The organism is Pseudoxanthomonas sp. LARHCG66 (assembly GCF_052871755.1).
This window is the reverse complement of the sequence record NZ_JBIXJW010000004.1, coordinates 464,968-483,129: the sequence shown is the minus strand read 5'-3', so window position 1 is coordinate 483,129 and position 18,162 is coordinate 464,968. Positions and strand designations below refer to the sequence as shown.

Sequence of the window (18,162 nt, the reverse complement as noted above, 5' to 3'; positions counted from 1 at the left end):
GTCACCGCAGGCGCCGTCACCGGCACCTCCACGTCGCAGTCGGCCGAGCAGGTGCCCTGGTCGCCCACCACCGCGTTGTTCACCGTGCCCGTGGCCGCGGCATTCACCGTCGCCGTGTAGCTCACCGTGTAGGTGCCCGGCACCGTGCCCGCAGGCAGCGTGAACGTCAGCACCGGCGCACCCGCCGTGTTCGCCGTGTACGCGCCGGCATTGGTCACCGACCCGAAGGTCAGGCCCGTGCCCAGCGTGTCGGTCAGCACCAGCGCGCTGGTCAGCTGCGAGCTGCTCACCGTCGCCGTCAGCGTGTAGGTGATCGTGTCACCCACCGCCACCGGGCCGGTCGGGATCGCCGTCTTGGCGTAGGTCACCGCAGGCGCCGTCACCGGCACCTCCACGTCGCAGTCGGCCGAGCAGGTGCCCTGGTCGCCCACCACCGCGTTGTTCACCGTGCCCGTGGCCGCGGCATTCACCGTCGCCGTGTAGCTCACCGTGTAGGTGCCCGGCACCGTGCCCGCAGGCAGCGTGAACGTCAGCACCGGCGCACCCGCCGTGTTCGCCGTGTACGCGCCGGCATTGGTCACCGACCCGAAGGTCAGGCCCGTGCCCAGCGTGTCGGTCAGCACCAGCGCGCTGGTCAGCTGCGAGCTGCTCACCGTCGCCGTCAGCGTGTAGGTGATCGTGTCACCCACCGCCACCGGGCCGGTCGGGATCGCCGTCTTGGCGTAGGTCACCGCAGGCGACACATAGGTATTAGTGATCGAGCAGGTGGCACTCTCACCGTTCGCCAGGGTCAGCTGATCGCCCGACAGCGCGCCGCCAGTGCAACTCCAGGCGCTGGCCGTATAGGTGACATTGCTTACTCCACCGGTTTCGGACAACGTGTAGACGCCCGCGCCCACCGGAGCAGCACTTACGCCTCCCGCCCCGCTGACCGGCGTGGGGCCTGCAGCGGAAAGCGTCCAGTCGGTCGCGACCGCAGAACCACCGCTCACCGTCTTGACCAGCGTCAACGTCGCCGCCTGGTCATCGTTGACGATGCTGCACGTCGCGGAATCCCCATTGGCCAAGGTCAGCTGATTGCCCGACAAGGCGCCAGCGGTACAGCTCCACGCGCCTGCCGTGTAGCCCGCGACCACCGGTTCGGACAGTGTGTAAACGCCGGCATTCACCGGGGCGTTGGTCACCGCAGCCGTGCCGCTGATGCCCGTAATCGTGGTGGGCCCGGTTGCTGTCAGCGGGAAGTCGCTGACCGTCGCCGTGCCGCCATTGTCGTTGACCACCGTCTTGACCAGCGTCAGTGTTGCCGCCTGGTCGTCGTTGGTGATCGTGCAGGTCGCGATATCCCCGCCAGCCAGGGCGATCGAATCGGAAACGATGGCCGTCCCACCGTTGACGACGCAGCTGTAGGTCCCGGCGGTGTAGCCAGCGGGGCCACCCGCTTCGCTCAATGCATAGGTACCGACCGGCACCGCGACATTGGTGACCGCAGCGCTGCCGCTGGTTCCGCTCACTGTCTGGGCGGATCCCGTTGCCGTCAGGGTCCAGGCAGTGGCTACGGCGGTACCGCCATCGTTGTTGAGGACGTTCTTGACCAGCGTGAGGCGGGGCAGCGCCAGTACGTTGACCGTCGCCGTTGACGTGTTGTTGCCCGGTGTGGGATCCGTCACGCCAGAAGGAGGAGCGACTGTCGCCGTGTTGGCGACCTGCGTTTGGGCAAGCACCGGTGCCGTGAGCGCGCCACACATGGCCAGCACCCCCAGAACGAGGAGGGAGCGGCTCTTCTGGGCCATATGGCGGAATTGAGTCGAGACGTACACGGGTGGTCCCTTACGCTGGATCGGGAGAAAAGCCAGCCAGGGACTGCCTCCCCCAAGGCTGTCTTGAAAGTCGCAACTCCCCTCGACCTGGGCCAGGACAGCCCTGTCGGAGCGGGATTACGTCACAAATCGCATTGCATCCCCGAAAGAGGACATTTGTCACAACCAAATGAGACATACATTACACATTCACCATTTCTTAACGTCAACAAGTTGGCGTCAATAGGTAAACGTGTGAACTTCATCACATAACGAGATGTGCCAAGCGCCCGAAAACCGGCATGACCGACCAATGGCCCCCGCCGACAGACAGGCGGCGGCCGGGAAAGGACCACGCAGCGCGTGCCCGCAGACACTGACGGCCTGCAGGCAAAGGGATGCGGGGACGCGATGGGGAAAAGCGGACCTTGCAGTCCGGCCGGTCAAACGGGCCGGGGCGGGTCAGTCGCTCTGGAGTTCGGCGACGAAGTCGTAAGCGTCGCCACGGTAGAAGGACCGGGTGGATTCGACGACCCGACCATCCTCAAGGAAGGCGCGGCGCTCGACCAGCAAGCCCGGCGCCCCGACCGGCAGTTCGAGGTGCCGGGCCGCCTCTTCGTCCAGGGCGACGGCGCGCAGGCGCTGGAGGGCGCGCCGCGGCCGATGGCCATAGGCATCCAGTGCCTCATACAAGGATGTGGTCACGCTGTCCGGGTCCGGCAGCAGGAGGTACGGCACCAGGGTCCGTTCGATGGCGATCGGCGCCCCGTCCACGTGGCGCAGGCGGTACATGCGTACCACGCCGCTGCCCGGTGACAGGTTCAGGGCCATGGATTCTTCCGGGGTCACCTCGCCCACCGAGCGCTCGAGGAACTTCACTTGCGGGTTGAGCCCGCGCTCGCGCAGGTCGTCGGTGAAGCTGGTCAGGCGGGAGAACTGGCGCAGGATGCGCTCGGCCACGAAAGTGCCCGCTCCCTGCCGCTGCACCAGCAGACCACTTTCGATCAGACCCGCCAGCGCCTTGCGGATGGTCACCCGCGACAGGTCCAGCAGTTGGGCCAGGTCCCGTTCGCTCGGCAGGGCCTGCCCGGGCCGCAGCACGCCGGCATCCATCAGGTTCTGCAGCGCGCGACGCAAGCGCAGATAGGCCACCGCACGCGTGGACTCGCCGGTCTGCAATCGCTGGTATTCCTCGAGCAGGTTCTTTTGCATACGAATCAAGATACCAGTGGAGTACCAATGCTGCAACAATTGCGTTACAGGGCCGGACCTGTTGGCGCGCCGTGGTACCCCGGTGGTATTGTTGCCGCTCATTCCCGCTTCACCGAGACGCCCGTGACCGCGAAGACCCTGCCCGTCGATACCTTCGATCTCGTCATCTTCGGCGGCACCGGCGACCTGGCGCTGCGCAAGCTGCTGCCGGGCCTGCTGCGGCGCTATGCCGACGGCCAGATCCCGGAAGACAGCCGCATCATCGGCGTGGCCCGCGACAAGCAGGGCGATGCCGAGTATCGGGCGAAGGTCGGTGACGCACTGGCCCGCGCCTGCGGCAACGACGAATCGCTGAAGTCCAAGCTGCCGGCGTTCCTCGAGAAGCTGGGCTATCTGGCCCTGGATGCCACCAAGGACGAGGGCTGGGATGACTTCGCCGCCCGCCTGCAGACCACCGGCGACCGCATCCGCGTGTTCTACCTGTCCACCAGCCCCACGCTGTTCGTGAACATCTGCGACCGCCTGCGCACGCATGGCCTGAACACCGGCAACGCCCGCGTGGTGATCGAGAAGCCGATCGGCCATGACTCGGCCAGTGCCGCAATCATCAACGACGCCGTCGGCAGCGCGTTCGCGGAAAGCCAGATCTTCCGCATCGACCATTACCTGGGCAAGGAAACCGTCCAGAACCTGCTGGCGCTGCGCTTCGCCAACATCCTGTTCGAACCGCTGTGGAATGCCAGCCGCATCGACCACGTGCAGATCACCGTGGCCGAGACTGTCGGCCTGGAGAAGCGGGCCGGCTACTACGACACCTCCGGCGCGCTGCGCGACATGGTGCAGAACCACCTGCTGCAACTGCTGTGCATGGTGGCCATGGAACCACCCGCCGCGCTGCAGGCCGACGCCGTGCGCGACGAGAAACTGAAGGTGCTGCGTTCGCTGCGCCCGATCACCGCCGAGGACGCCGGCCAGCTGACCGTGCGTGGCCAGTACCGCGCCGGCGCCAGCAATGGCGCGGCCGTGCCCGGCTACCTGGACGAACTGGGCCGCGACGATTCGCGCACCGAGACCTTCGTGGCCATCAAGGCCGAAGTGGACAACTGGCGCTGGGCCGGCGTGCCGTTCTACCTGCGCACCGGCAAGCGGCTGTCCGAGCGCGTGTCCGAGATCGTCATCGCCTTCAAGCACGTGCCGCATTCCATCTTCGACGACAGCGCCGGCCCGGTGATGGGCAACAAGCTGGTGCTGCGCCTGCAGCCGGACGAAGGCGTCAAGCTGTGGCTGATGATCAAGGACCCGGGCCCCGGTGGCCTGCGGCTGCAGCACGTGCCGCTGGACATGAGCTTCGCCGAAGCCTTCGGCGTGCATCAGCCGGAAGCCTACGAGCGCCTGCTGATGGACGTGGTGCGCGGCAACCAGACGCTCTTCATGCGCCGCGACGAAGTGGAAGCCGCCTGGAAGTGGGTCGACCCGATCCTGGCCGCGTGGGAAAACCTGCGCGAAGCCCCCAAGCCCTACACCGCCGGCTCGTGGGGCCCCAGCGCCGCCGTGGCCCTGGTCGAACGCGACGGCCGCACCTGGCACGAAGACACCGTCTGACGCCCGGCCCCGCCTGCGCGGGGCCTCCCCCCGGCCACCTGCCGGCCTGCCTTCCCCCGGGAAGCCCCCACTCCCGAGTCGCGCCATGCCCCCCACCGATCTCTCGCTGCAGGTCCAGCTGCACCCCTTCCCCGACGGCGAAGCAGTCGCCGATGCCCTCGCACTGTCCGTTGCCGACGACCTGCGCGCTGCGCTGGCGCAGCGGGGCACCGCCAGCGTCGCCCTGTCCGGTGGCACCACCCCGCGCCGCTTCCTGCAGGCGCTGTCCCGACAACCGCTGGACTGGGCGAACGTCACCGTCACCCTCGTGGACGAACGCTGGGTGCCCGACGACAACGACCGCTCCAATGCCCGACTGGTGAAGGAACACCTGCTGCAGAACGCAGCTGCCGGTGCCCGCTTCCTTCCGCTGCACCGGCCCACCGCCACGCCCGAGGAAGCGCTCCCGGCCATTGCCGCCACGCTGCCGACACCGCTGGACGTGGCCGTGCTCGGCATGGGCGGCGATGGGCACACGGCATCGTTCTTCCCCGGTGGCGACCTGCTCGCCCAGGCCACTGACCCCGCCACCACGACCACCGTACTGCCGATGCGCGCGCCCGGTGCCGGGGAGCCCCGCATCACCCTGACGCTTCCCGTGCTGCGCGATGCCGGCCATCTGTATCTGCACATCGAAGGCGGCGAGAAGCGCCAGGTGCTCCAGCAGGCCCTGTCAGGCCAGGGCGCGGGCGCCGGCTACCCGATCCGCACGCTGATGCAGGCCCTGCGCGCGCCACTGCAGGTCTATCTGGCGCAGTGATCGGCACGTGCCGGTGTTGAGGCAAAGCGGGCCGCACTGCTTATAATGCCCCCCTGCCCGCGGCGCTCCGGCGCCCGGTCCCGCCTGGATCGCGCATCGCGCACTCCGTCGGCCCCCGTTTTCGTAGCCATGCGCGGCCTTGAGGCCGTGCTGCCAAAGGTGGAAAGTGCGTAACTACGACCTCGAATTCCTCAAGCATTTCTCGATGGTGATCGGCTTCCTGGTGCTGGTCACCGGCGGTCTGATCGTCGGCGCGTACTTCCTGCACGACACGCTGCCGCCGGAAGTGAACCCCAAGGCCGTGCAGATCACCGAGGCGCGCATCGCCCCGGCCGGCGCCGTCTATGCCGGTGAAACCGGTGCCGCCGCCCAGGCTGCCGCTGCAGCCGCCGCCCAGGCCGCCGCCGCTTCGCAGGTCGCCTATGGCGGCACGCTCGATGGCGGCGAGATCTACAAGAACCTCTGCGGCGCCTGCCACACCAACGGCGTGGGCAAGGCTCCCATGCTGACCGCCGCCGGCATGGGCGCGCGCGCCGCCAAGGGCGTGGATACGCTGTACAAGCACGCCATCGAGGGCTTCACCGGTCCGGACGGCGGCATCATGCCCCCCAAGGGCGGCAACCCGGCCCTGACCGACGAGCAGGTGCACGCCACGGTCGACTGGATGCTGGCCAACAGCAAGTAAGGCCCCGCGCCTTCCACGAAACGCCGCCTCCGGGCGGCGTTTTTGTTTGGGACGACAAGAACCGTAGGGGACATTCCTTCTCCCCGTTTGCGGGGAGAAGGTGCCGAAAGCGGATGAGGGGCGAGCGAGGTCCATTTCCTGCTGTCCGGCGTCACCCCGACCGCTCGACGCACGGGGGTAACGCACGCTCCACGGCACCAGCGCCCCTCGCCCACCCCGGATCAGGTCCGGGGCAGGCTTTCCGCGCCCTCTCTTCCCACGAGCGGAGGAGAGGGAAAACCTGCCCGTCACCCATTCCGTTTACCCTTGCCGCCTCGCTTCAGTGGTCGCCCCCGATGACGTCCCCCCGCTCGCTGCTCACCCTCGCCCTGCTCGCCACCCTCGCCCTGCCGGCCTGCGCGGCCACACCGAAGGAGCGCGTCATGCCCATCGGCCAGGTGCAGGGTGAAAGCGCGCGCAGCGGGCTCGATGGCCAGACCGTCACTGTCGAAGGCGTCGTCAGCGGCGCGTTCCTCGAGGGCCTCGGCGGCTTCTTCCTGCAGGACGCCGGTGACGGCAATCCGAAGACCTCCGATGCGCTGTTCGTCGCGCTCGATGAAGGCGTGCCACCGCCGTCGCTCAGTGCTGGCGACCGTGTCCGCGTAAGCGGCATCGTCGGCGAACGCAAGGCCGGCGGCGACGCCACGCAGACCGCGCTGCATGCACCGGTCATCCAGCCGCGCGGCAAGGGCAGCGTCGCACCGACCGTGCTCAGTGCGCAGCCCGCCGACTGGGAAGCGCTGGAGAGCATGCTCGTGCGCATCGACGCGCCACTCACGCTCAGTGGCACGCATACGCTCGAACGTTTCGGCGAACTGATCACCAGTTTCGATGGCCGCCTGTGGCAACCGAGCGAGCGCGCCGCGCCCGGCAGCCCGGAAGCCAAGCGCCTCGCCGCCGACAATGCACGCCGCACCCTGGTATTGGACGACGGCAGCGCCGCGCGCGACCCCGTCGCCGTCTGGTACGTCAAGCATGGTCAGCCGCTGCGCACCGGCACCGTGCTGACCGGCGTGCAGGGCATCGTCGAACAGCGCCTGGGCAGCTGGCGCCTGCAACTCACCACCACGCCGACGATCGCCGCGCCGCAACGCCCGGCTGCGCCGCAGGTGGCAGGCAACGTGCGCGTGGCCGCGTTCAACCTGGAAAACCTCTTCAACGGCGACGGCAACGGCGGTGGCTTCCCCACCGAGCGCGGCGCGAAGACATCGGAGCAGCTGAAGGCGCAGATGTCGAAGCTGGTCGCCACCATCCGCGGCCTCGACCCCGACATCGCCGCATTGATGGAACTGGAGAACGACGGCTACGGCGCCGACTCCAGCCTCGCACAGCTGGTCGCCGCACTGAACACCGGCGGTGGCACGTGGCGCTTCATCGATGCGAAGCAGGGTCCGGGTCCGGACACCATCCGCGTCGGCATCATCTACCGCAGCGACAAGGTTAAGCCCACCGGCAAACCCGCCACGCTGCTGGAAGGTCCTTTCGGCGAACGCAGCCGCAGCCCGCTGGCGCAGGCCTTCGTGCGCGGCACCGGCAAGCCCTTCGTCGTGGTCGCCAACCACCTGAAGTCCAAGGGCTGCTCGGAAGCCATCGGCCCGGACACCGACCAGAAGGACGGCGCCGGCTGCTGGAATGCGCTGCGCCTGGATTCGGCGCAACGCCTCGACGCGTGGCTGAAGACCGACCCCACCCGCACGCGCAGCGACCGCATCGTCATGCTCGGCGACTTCAACGCCTACGCGATGGAAGCACCGGTGCGCTGGCTGCGTGATGACGCCGGCTGGGTGGATGCGTTCAAGCAGGCGAGCGTCGAACAGCCCTACAGCTACGTCTACAACGGCCTGACCGGCCGCCTCGACCACGCACTGCTCAGCCCCTCGCTGGCGAAGCAGCTGCGCGGCGCAGCCGAATGGCACATCAACGCCGACGAGCAGGACGCGCAGGGCTACGTCGACGGCGACGCCAGTGTGCCGTTCCGCAGCTCCGACCATGACCCGCTGCTGCTGGGGTTCGATCTTTAGGCAGGACGGAAGCCGGCTGACTCGCCTGTGAGAGCGACGTCAGTCGCGATGTACACCTCTGCGGTAGATCATCGCGACTAACGTCGCTCCCACAGGACGGGAGGCGTCAGCTTCCGAGCTTCTCCACCAGCGCCTGCAGTTTCAGCACGGTGGCCCAGTTGCGGGTGGTGGCGGCCTTGCCCGCCTTGCCGAGCAACGCCTCCGCCGCCCTGCTTTCCAGGATGCCGCCGGCGCAGTGCAGATAGGCCGCCTCCCGTCCGACCCGGAACTGCTCCGGCGGCACCACCAGCGGTGCGATGGCGGACAACGCAGGCAGGACGCCGGCGTCCTGCACGAACGCGACCAGCAGGCGTGAGGGATCATCCGCCGCCTCGGCCAGCGTGTTCTCGGCGAGGATCGTGATCAGCTCGTTCGCCGACTTAACGATGACGGGTACGTCGATCTTGAGTTCTGCGGCGATGGCGGCGGAGATCTCCACGGCAAGCTTCGTGGGCGTCTTCTGGCGGGACTGGAACACCACGTTGCCGCTGTTGAGCAGCGTGGCAACACCGGTATGGCCCAGCCCGTCCAGCAAGGCGCGCAGGTCCATCATGGCGATGCGCTTGGCCTTGCCCACGTTGATGCCGCGGAGCAGGGCGATGTAGGTCGTCATGCGCGCCTCATCCGATCGGTGCGAAGCGCCGCACGCTGCGTCCGTCCACTACGAGCTCTTCGCAGAACATCGCATGAGGCCGCACCCACAACCCGCCTTCGCCGTACAGCGCGCGATACACCACCACCGGCTCCAGCGTCTCGCTGTGCCGCGCCACCGCGACGACCTCGTAGTCATTGCCCTTGTAGTGGCGGTAGAGGCCGGGAGTGAGTTCAGGGAGTGTGGGCAGTGCAGCCATTGGGGGCGATCTCGTAAATGCGTAGGGTGGGCGCTGAGCCACTAGGCCGATCATTGTCTACGAACACGTGCGCAGGCGGGGTGAGCCACAGGCGATATCCATTTTCCACCGGTCGAGATGGAGATGACGGGTATCGCTTCGCTCAACACATCCTGCGTGCCACGCGACTACTCCGTGCCAACCTGTTGCGATTGCTTTCTCATGCTCCGATCCGGTTTGCTCAGCTTGACAACGAATCCTGCGTAATACGGCACTGCCGGAGGTGATGGGTACGTCTTGCCGACTATTTCCTTGCTGAAACAGCCGAGCGCCTCGCGCTCCGGAAAGATCGCAAATTCAGTGATCGTACCCCCCGCGTCGACGACGGCTACTGCCCTGAACTGCTTGATCCCCGCGCTCCAGGCAACGCCTGCGCACTTCTTGTACACGTCGCGCCAGAAGCGGTTGTGCAAAACAAGCATTTGTCTTTGGTAGACCACGCCCTCGGGCGTCTCGGAGAGTAAGTCCTGTGTATTCCACATCCTGTTCCAACGCTCGGGGATGGGCTCGCTTCCGAGTGCCGGAGACACCCCCAGCGCTGACAACGCCAACGCGATCAATGTAGTCCGCATCAAACGTCCACTCCCTGTAATGAAGCCTGATGCCAAGCAGGCCGAGACTGTGGCGGACTGAAGTTCCATAGGTTGGGGTGAGCTTGCGAACCCCAACACGAAGACCTCTCGCTGCCGCGATGTTGGGGTTCACTCCGTCCATCCCTCCCATGAGGACCATGAGAACAGTTGCACGAACCCCTCAGTACCCCGCCGCCTGCCCGTCCTTGCGGCTCTCGCTGGCGCCGTAGTAAACGCCGGTCTCCGGGTCGCGCTTGATCGCCTGGTAGCCGCCATACGGGCCGAGGGCCCATTCGACGTGGTGGCCCTTGTCCATCAGCGCGCGCACGGTTTCGTAGGGGAAGCCGGATTCCAGCTGCACCACGCCACCGTCGCTCATCGCGGTGGCGCTGCCGACGGGTTCGGTGGAACCGTCGTGCTGCACGCGCGGGGCGTCGCCGGCTTCCTGCAGGGTCATGCCGAAGTCGACCAGGTTCATCACCACCTGCACATGGCCCTGCGGCTGCATCGCGCCGCCCATCACGCCGAAGCTGACCCACGGCTGCCCGTCCTTGGTGATGAAGGCGGGGATGATGGTGTGGAAAGGGCGCTTGCCCGGCGCGTAGCAGTTGGGATGCGGGGCGGCGCCTTCACAGCCCTGCAGCACGAACATCTCGCCACGGTCCTGCAGGATGAAACCCAGGCCGGTCGGCGTCATGCCGCTGCCCATGCCGCGGTAATTGGACTGGATCAGCGAGACCATCATCCCGTCCTTATCGGCGACGGTCATGTAGATGGTGTCGCCTTCGTCGAGTTCCTTCGGCGTGCCGGGCTGCACTTCGCGCAGCGCCTTTTCGGGCGAGATCAGTTTCGCGCGCTCGCGTGCATACGGCTTGGAAATCAGGCGCGCGACCGGTGCGGGCTGGAAGGCAGGATCGGCATACCAGCGCGCGCGGTCGGCGAAGGCCAGCTTCTTGGCTTCCACCAGCAGGTGGACGTGCTCGGGGCTGCCGAAGGGAATCCTGCTGAAGTCGTAGCCTTCCAGCACGTTGAGCATCTGCAGGGCGGCGATGCCCTGTCCGTTCGGCGGCAGCTCCCAGACGTCGTAGCCGCGGTAGTTGGTGCTGACGGGTTCGACCCACTCGCCCGTGTGCGTCGCCATGTCCTCGTACGACAGGAAACCGCCGTTGGCCTTGAAGTACGCATCGATGGTGCGGGCGATGTCGCCCTTGTAGAACGCATCGCGGCCACCGTCGGCGATCTTCTGCAGCGTGTCGGCCAGGTAGGGGTTCTTCCACATCTCGCCGGTGCGCGGTGCTCGCCCGCCGATGGTGAGCTGCTCGGTGAACCCGGGGAACTTCGACAGCCTCGGCACCGAGCGCTCCCAGTAGTAGGCGATCGTCTGGTGCACCGGGTGGCCTTCGCGCGCATAGCGGATGGTGGGCGCGAGCAGCTCCTTCACCGGCAGCTTGCCGAAGCGCCCGTGCAGCGCGAACCAGGCATCCACGGTGCCCGGCACGCTGACCGGCAACGGTCCATGCGGCGGGATGTCGGTGATGCCCTGTTGCTTGAAGTAGTCCAGCGTCAGCGACTTCGGCGAACGTCCCGAGCCGTTGTAACCGTGCAGCTTCTTCGTCTTCGGATCCCAGACGATGGCGAACAGGTCGCCGCCGATGCCATTGCCGGTGGGCTCCATCAGGCCGAGCGCAGCGTTGGCGGCGATGGCGGCGTCCATCGCCGTGCCGCCCCGCTTCATCACATCCAGTGCGATCTGCGTGGCCAGCGGATGCGAGGTGGCGGCCATCGCATGCGGCGCGATGACGTCCGAACGCGTGGCGAACGCGCGACCGGCAATGCGGTCGGCGGAGGAAGCGGGCAGCGCGGCGGCGGCGGCAAGCGCCGTCGCCAGGCAGGACATCAGGAGAGTACGCATCATCGTCGGGCGATGGCGCGCACCGCGCGCGCCTTCAGCCGCCGATATTACGCATTACGGCCAGGTGGGCGGATTGACCTGCCACGCCCCCAGCACTTCGGCCAGCGTGTCGCGGTCTTCCTGCCGCCAGTCAGGCAGCTGCGCGGCGAAGTTGCGCGCATCGGTCCACTGCGTGGGCTCGGTCCGCACGGCAGCCCCGAACCACTGCACGGCTTCGTCCTTGCGGCCCAGTTTCCACAGGGCCAGCGCGAAGGTGGGCGGCACCCACGAGGCCCCGCCCACGGCGCCCACCAGCGGGCTCCACTGGTCCAATGCCTCCTGGTATTGGCCCTGCCGATAGAGGTCCCAGCCATAGTTCCAGCGGATGGACCGCCACGTATGACTGCCGGACTGTGCGCCAGCCAGGGCCTGCTGGTAGAGCTGCGCACCCAGATCGGCGCGCCCGCCCGCGCTGGCGACATGCGCCAGCTGCGCGGTAGCTTCCAGCGTCTTGCGACCGCGTTCGCGCGCCTTCATCAGCTGGTCGATCAACGCGTCGCCTTCCACGCCGGTGATCGCCACCACGGGCGCCGCCGCGCGGTCTTCGTCGAAATAGAATTCCTTCGGCTTGGGCACGTTCTGCGCTTGCGCCGAAAAAACGCTCAATGCCAGCACGGTGGCCAGCAGCAAATACTTACCGGATTTCACGACATCCCCCAGACAACAGTGTTCCCCCGGCCGTCATCCTAACCGCTGCAACGCACAACGGCGGAGTGACGCGCGTCACAGAAAAAGCCGCTGTTACAATGCGCGCCTTCATGCCCGAGGGGTTTTCGGGCCACGCCAGCCGCTTTGGGCCCGCCATGACCAGCACCGCCGAACTCACCTCGCCCTCGTCCGCCAACACGCCGCAGATCGGGGTGATCGACAGCGATTACACGCTGGAACACAAGTACACCCGCACCGACGGGCGCATCTACCTGAGTGGCGTGCAGGCGCTGGTGCGCCTGCCGCTGATGCAGCGGCTGCGCGATCAGGCGGCGGGGCTGAACACCGCCGGCTTCATCAGTGGCTACCGCGGCTCGCCGCTGGGCGGCTTCGACCTGGAGCTGTGGCGCGCGCGCAAGCACCTGGAGGCGGCGGCGGTGAAGTTCATCCCGGGCCTCAACGAAGACCTGGGCGCGACCATGGTGTGGGGCACGCAGCAGACCAACCTGTTCCCGGGCGCCAAGGTCGATGGCGTGTATTCGATGTGGTACGGCAAGGGCCCCGGCGTGGATCGCTGCGGCGACGTGTTCAAGCACGGCAATGCCGCGGGTACGTCGAAGTTCGGTGGCGTGCTGGCGCTGGCGGCCGACGACCACAACTGCCGCAGCTCGACGCTGCCGCACGGCTCGGAAGACGAATTCGTCAGCGCGATGATGCCAGTGCTGAATCCCGCCGGCGTGCAGGACATCCTCGACCTGGGCCTGGTGGGCTGGGCGATGAGCCGCTACACCGGCCGCTGGATCGGCTTCAAGACGATCGCCGAGACGGTGGAATCGTCGGCCTCGGTGCAGGTGGATCCGTTCGCGCGGCAGATCGTGATGCCGGAGGACTTCGCCATGCCGGCTGGGGGCCTCAACATCCGCTGGCCGAATCCGCCGCTCGACCAGGAAATGCGCCTGCACAAGTACGCAGTCGCCGCGGCGCAGGCATTCGCGCGGGCCAACCAGGTGGACCGGATCGTGCTGGACTCGCCGCGCGCGCGGCTGGGCATTGTCACCACCGGCAAGAGCTACCTGGACGTACTGCAGGCGCTGGAGTACCTGGGCCTGGACGAGCAGGCCTGCGCCGACATCGGCATCCGGGTCTACAAGGTCGGCATGACCTGGCCGCTGGAGCCGGTGGGCATCACCGAGTTCGCCAAGGGACTGGAAGACATCGTGGTGGTGGAGGAGAAGCGTGCCTTCATCGAGCGGCAGATGAAGGAGTACTTCTACAACTGGCCGGCGAATGCGGGCACGCGCCCGTCCATCGTCGGCAAGTACGACGAGGCCGGCGAGTGGATCCTGCCGTCCACCGGCGAACTGACCCCGGCCACCATCGCCGGCGTGATCGGTCGCCGCATCCTGCGCTTCCCGCTTCCATCAAGCACTTTCACGGAATCCATCGAACAGCGCCTGCGCTGGATGGAGGAGAAGGAAGCCGAGATGGCGCTGCCGCGCGCCAACTTCCCGCGCGTGCCGCACTACTGCTCCGGCTGCCCGCACAACACCTCGACGGTGGTGCCGGAAGGTTCACGCGCGCTCGGCGGCATCGGCTGCCACTACATGGTCACGTGGATGGACCGCAACACCGACACTTTCACCCACATGGGCGGCGAAGGCGTGACGTGGTCCGGGCAAGCGCCGTTCACCGAGACCGAGCACGTGTTCCAGAACCTGGGCGACGGCACGTTCTTCCACTCCGGCTCGCTGGCGGTACGGCAGTCGGTGGCCACCGGGGTGAACATCACCTACAAGATCCTCTACAACGACGCGGTGGCGATGACCGGCGGCCAGCCGGTGGACGGCACGCTGTCGGTGCCGCAGATCGCGCACATGATGCGCGCCGAGGGCGTGGACACGATCGTCGTGGTCAGCGACGAGATCGGCAAGTGGAGCAAGCGCGAGCTGTTCCCCTCGGGCGTGGAATTCTTCGACCGCAAGGAACTGGACGACGTGCAGCGCCGCCTGCGCGGGGTGAAGGGCGTCTCCATCCTGATCTACGATCAGGTCTGCGCCACCGAGAAGCGCCGCCGCCGCAAGCGCGGCAAGCTGCCGGATCCAGCCAAGCGCACGATGGTCAACACGCTGGTCTGCGAAGGCTGCGGCGACTGCGGCGTGAAGAGCTTCTGCGTATCGGTGCTGCCGAAGGAAACCGAGTTCGGCCGCAAGCGCGAGATCGACCAGTCGAACTGCAACAAGGACTTCCGCTGCGTCGACGGCTTCTGCCCCAGCTTCGTCACCGTGCACGGCGGCACGCCCCGCAAGGGCAAGAAGGCCAATGCGGCGGATCTTCTCGCCGCACTGCCGGCACCGGCGTTCAAGTCCGACCTCGACCAGCCCTGGAACATCCTCATCACCGGCGTCGGCGGCACCGGCGTGGTGACCATCGGCGCACTGCTCGGCATGGCCGGCCACCTGGAAGGCAAGGGCGCCAGCGTGCTCGACCAGACCGGCCTGGCGCAGAAAGGCGGCGCGGTGACCACGCACATCCGCATTGCGCGCACGCCGGAGGACATCCACGCCGTGCGCATCGCCGCCGGCGAAGCCGACCTGGTGCTGGGCTGCGACATGGTGGTGGTCAACGACTACTGGGTGCTGTCGAAGGTCCGTGGCGAGCGCTCGCAGGTAGTGCTGAACACCTACGAAGCCATGCCCGGCACGTTCACCACGCACCCGGACATGGAGTTCCCCGCCACCGACATCATCGCCGGCGTGAAGGTCGCGCTGGGTGGCCGCGAGCCGATGCTGGTCGATGCCACGCAGGTGGCGACCGCGCTGATGGGCGATGCGATCGCCAGCAACCTCTTCATGCTGGGCTACGCCTGGCAGCAGGGCCTGGTGCCGATCTCGTTCGACGCCATCATGCGCGCCGTCGAGCTCAATGGCGCCGCGATCGAGATGAACAAGACGGCCTTCGCGTGGGGCCGGCTGGCCGTAGTGAACCCGCAGGCGGTGCAGGAAGCCGCCGGCCTGATCCACAACACGCAGACCGAGAGCGAGCGCACGCCGGGCACGCTGCAGATCCTGCCGCCGGGCGAGTGGGAAAGCACCGAGTGGGGCGCGAATGCCGCCCCGCGCAATCCAGGCAACGAAAGCGAATTGCGCGGTTTGCCGGACAGCGGCGCCGGCGGTGGCGACAACGTCGCCTTCCTGCCACTGGACGACCTGCGCCTGTCACGCTCGCTGGATGAACTGGTCGCACGGCGCTCGGCCTTCCTCATCGAGTACCAGGATGCCGCGTACGCGCGCCGCTACACCGACCTGGTGGCCAAGGTGCGCTCGGCCGAGAACATCAAGGCGCCGGGTTCGACGGCATTGACCGAGGCCGTGGCCCGCTACTTCTTCAAGCTGATGGCGTACAAGGACGAGTACGAAGTGGCGCGCCTGTACACCAGCGGCGATTTCCAGCGCCGCCTGCAGCAGCAGTTCGACGGCGACTACGAGGTGCACTTCCACCTCGCGCCGCCGCTGTTCGCCAGGAAGGACGCGCAGGGCCGCCTGATGAAGAAGGAATACGGCCCGTGGATGTTCAAGGCCTTCGGCCTGCTGGCGAAGCTGCGTTTCCTGCGCGGTGGCACGTTCGACGTGTTCGGTTATACCGACGAGCGCAAGGGCGAGCGCCAGCTGATCGCCGACTACGAGAACACGATCAGCGACCTGCTGGCGGCATTGGACGCCGACCGCCTGGAACTGGCGGTCGAGATCGCCAGCATCCCCGAGCACATCCGCGGCTACGGCCACGTCAAGGAAAAGCACCTGCACGCCGCCAAGGCGCGCGAGGCCGAGCTGCTCGGCATCTGGCGCAACCCGAAGGCGCTGCATATCGTGCAGGCGGCCTGACGCCATTTGGTAGCAAATGCCCCCAAAGCATGTCGACCTGAGGCGCAACAAGAAGCGCTAGAGAGAACAACGACTTACCCATTGGGCATTGAATTGCCCCCTGTCCGGGAAAGCGCGGCGTACAAAGTGGACGCGCTTTCCCGGTCCTATCTACCAGTCCTTCGCTAAGAAGAAGGCGTCAGGCTCTCCCTGACACGTGACCAGATCAGTTTGGTTTGCGCTTTGGACTACCGTTGTGGGTGCAGCCGTGCGATACCGCTAGGCCTACGCTCGCAAAGCTAGAGCATGCTCGGAGCACGCAGAAGGGCCGTCTGGGCAATCTTGAGCACATCGATCATCGGGTCACCATCGAAATGGCGCACGTAGGCTGGGTAGCGCGGCCACTCCTCAACGAAGCGGCTGCCACCATGTACCAGTTCGTTTCTGAGCTCGAACAGCCACTTTGCCTTTTCGACCTGCTTCGGATCCAACTGCAGCTTCGCCAAGCCCGCCAGGATTGAGGCTTCCACCGAACCGCGCTGTCCAAGCAGGGCATCCAAGGCGATGTAGCAGTTCACAAACGACTCCGTGCCTTTGGAGTTCATCCCCAGGTTCAAGAAATGCGCAGAGCGCTCTGCCCTGGTACGCCGATCGGGCTGCTGGGCCCAGAGATTGGCGTACCACGCTTTGACGGTGGCGATGCCTTCAGCGTCCAGGGCCACGTCACTGATGTAGTACGGGAGTATGACGGGCACGCCGCTCTGCAGGCATGACCTGTCCTGACACGAGCTGTGCGGGAAGAGGACCCCAAAGGTCGATGGAGTTCCTCCGGACTTCAGGTATGGGTAGGGCGCACGATCAGATGCGACAGCGAAGATGACGGCAAGCAGGGTCTGCAGGCGCAACGTGCTTTCCTGCCTGATGCTGTTCAGAGTGCCCACGTTCGCAGCCACCAGCACGGTATCAAAGGCTGTGTGCGGCGCGAATACATTGTCCTGCCGACCGTTAAGTATTGGGTTGTTGGGCGTCCATCCGCCGCAGCTGAAGCCATCGGCGTTTACGCGCGACCACGCTACCGCGTCATCACGGGCCACCACGTGGATCTCCACCTCGGACACCCCGAAGCTCTCACACTTGAGACGTGGCACCACATGGACCAGGCAACGGCGACCGAGCAATGCCCGCACCCCGTCCTGCATTGCAGCGCACAGGCGCTGAGCCGCATCGGGCACCGAAGTGACCAAACAATCGAACAGTGTGGCCTTTCTGGCAAAGACCACATCGTCGCCGTCGAACAGCGAGGCATCGATGCAGCGCTCCTGCAGGGTATCCCACACCACGCCCTTGGCCGTGCTGAAGTCGCACCCTGCCAATGCCTTGTCACTCTTCAAGAGCAATAGCGTCGTGCTATCGACCGCGTACTTGGCTCCCTCGCCCCTCCACCAACTCAGGTAGAGGCCAGACAAGAAGCCAGGGCTCCGCTTCCCGGCAGCAAACTGCATTTGGGCTCTGCGGCCGGGCTCAGGAGCACGAAGGTGGATTGATTTGAGAAGGCTGACGATTTGTCCGTGCAGAGGCTTCATAGGCGGTCCGCCGACTGAGCATGCCTAGGCTATCGTGTCGCGTGCCGGCGATAGTCGGCCATCAATGGCGCCAGGCTGCGAAGCACCGACTTCATGTGCGCCGCCGCCGGCGCGCTGTCCCTGATCAGATGCTGCAGCAGCGCAGCGACCTCTTCGGTCGTCTCGCCTGCCGATAGGGGCAGGCCTTCTCCTAAATCAGCATATCGGCATAGTTCTCGCATGGCGGGCGTCAGCCGTTTTCGCTCCCCATTCAGAGCCCGGCTGATCTGGGGCTGCGGAACACCTGTGCGCGCTGAAACGTCGCTTTGATGATGCCCAAGGCTGTCCATGCGCGCGCGCAAAGCCGCAGGGAGCGCGCGCATGACGGGGTGCACATTGTGCTTTCTATTAGGCATATCAGCATACTTTATGGTATAATCCGTCTGAATGGAAATCCGCCTTCCCGGGCGTGATCTACACACCCTG

13 protein-coding genes are annotated in these 18,162 nt (G+C 66.5%); 5 read left to right on the top strand and 8 right to left on the bottom strand.

What is annotated here, in order from left to right:
• Window positions 1-1,667: isopeptide-forming domain-containing fimbrial protein (locus tag ACIPRS_RS14960; protein ID WP_446539095.1), on the bottom strand; the 1,667-nt coding region annotated here is incomplete at its 3' end.
• Between the two features lie 591 nt (window positions 1,668-2,258).
• The gene (locus ACIPRS_RS14955; RefSeq protein WP_192203003.1) at window positions 2,259-3,008 is read right to left on the bottom strand and encodes a GntR family transcriptional regulator; all 750 of its coding nucleotides are present in this window, start codon (window positions 3,006-3,008) and stop codon (window positions 2,259-2,261) included.
• Between the two features lie 123 nt (window positions 3,009-3,131).
• On the opposite strand from ACIPRS_RS14955, the gene zwf reads away from it, so the two are divergent.
• The 4 genes from zwf to ACIPRS_RS14935 all read left to right on the top strand — a co-directional run bounded on the left by zwf (window position 3,132) and on the right by ACIPRS_RS14935 (window position 8,154).
• Complete coding sequence (gene zwf / locus ACIPRS_RS14950) at window positions 3,132-4,610, top strand: glucose-6-phosphate dehydrogenase (RefSeq protein ID WP_446539094.1); 1,479 nt, start codon at window positions 3,132-3,134, stop codon at window positions 4,608-4,610.
• An 85-nt stretch (window positions 4,611-4,695) separates the two neighbouring features.
• Window positions 4,696-5,409, top strand: a complete 714-nt coding sequence (gene pgl / locus ACIPRS_RS14945; RefSeq protein ID WP_446539093.1) for a 6-phosphogluconolactonase — start codon at window positions 4,696-4,698, stop codon at window positions 5,407-5,409.
• A gap of 166 nt (window positions 5,410-5,575) precedes the next feature.
• Window positions 5,576-6,094: a c-type cytochrome gene (locus tag ACIPRS_RS14940; RefSeq protein WP_192203006.1), complete on the top strand. Its 519-nt coding sequence runs from the start codon at window positions 5,576-5,578 to the stop codon at window positions 6,092-6,094.
• A 335-nt stretch (window positions 6,095-6,429) separates the two neighbouring features.
• Complete coding sequence (locus ACIPRS_RS14935; RefSeq protein WP_446539092.1) at window positions 6,430-8,154, top strand: ExeM/NucH family extracellular endonuclease; 1,725 nt, start codon at window positions 6,430-6,432, stop codon at window positions 8,152-8,154.
• 106 nt (window positions 8,155-8,260) lie between these two features.
• Here ACIPRS_RS14935 and ACIPRS_RS14930 read toward each other — a convergent pair whose 3' ends face one another.
• From ACIPRS_RS14930 to ACIPRS_RS14910, 5 genes are all read right to left on the bottom strand, one after another.
• The gene (locus tag ACIPRS_RS14930; RefSeq protein ID WP_446539091.1) at window positions 8,261-8,806 is read right to left on the bottom strand and encodes a DUF1697 domain-containing protein; all 546 of its coding nucleotides are present in this window, start codon (window positions 8,804-8,806) and stop codon (window positions 8,261-8,263) included.
• Window positions 8,807-8,813: 7 nt separating this feature from the next.
• Complete coding sequence (locus ACIPRS_RS14925; protein WP_446539090.1) at window positions 8,814-9,044, bottom strand: DUF1653 domain-containing protein; 231 nt, start codon at window positions 9,042-9,044, stop codon at window positions 8,814-8,816.
• A gap of 167 nt (window positions 9,045-9,211) precedes the next feature.
• A complete protein-coding gene (locus ACIPRS_RS14920) occupies window positions 9,212-9,655 on the bottom strand; it encodes a hypothetical protein (protein ID WP_446539089.1) in 444 nt (147 codons plus the stop codon).
• Window positions 9,656-9,836: 181 nt separating this feature from the next.
• On the bottom strand, window positions 9,837-11,552 hold the full coding sequence (gene ggt / locus ACIPRS_RS14915; protein ID WP_446539113.1) for a gamma-glutamyltransferase: 1,716 nt from the start codon (window positions 11,550-11,552) through the stop codon (window positions 9,837-9,839).
• A gap of 69 nt (window positions 11,553-11,621) precedes the next feature.
• Complete coding sequence (locus tag ACIPRS_RS14910; RefSeq protein WP_337732788.1) at window positions 11,622-12,254, bottom strand: tetratricopeptide repeat protein; 633 nt, start codon at window positions 12,252-12,254, stop codon at window positions 11,622-11,624.
• Between the two features lie 155 nt (window positions 12,255-12,409).
• Here ACIPRS_RS14910 and ACIPRS_RS14905 point away from each other — a divergent pair, with 155 nt between their 5' ends.
• A complete protein-coding gene (locus ACIPRS_RS14905) occupies window positions 12,410-16,135 on the top strand; it encodes an indolepyruvate ferredoxin oxidoreductase family protein (protein ID WP_446539088.1) in 3,726 nt (1,241 codons plus the stop codon).
• Between the two features lie 278 nt (window positions 16,136-16,413).
• On the opposite strand, the gene ACIPRS_RS14900 is transcribed toward ACIPRS_RS14905, so the two are convergent.
• Window positions 16,414-17,697 (bottom strand): hypothetical protein, encoded by a 1,284-nt coding sequence (locus ACIPRS_RS14900; protein ID WP_446539087.1) that lies wholly within the window; start codon window positions 17,695-17,697, stop codon window positions 16,414-16,416.
• Between the last annotated feature and the right edge of the window lie 465 nt (window positions 17,698-18,162).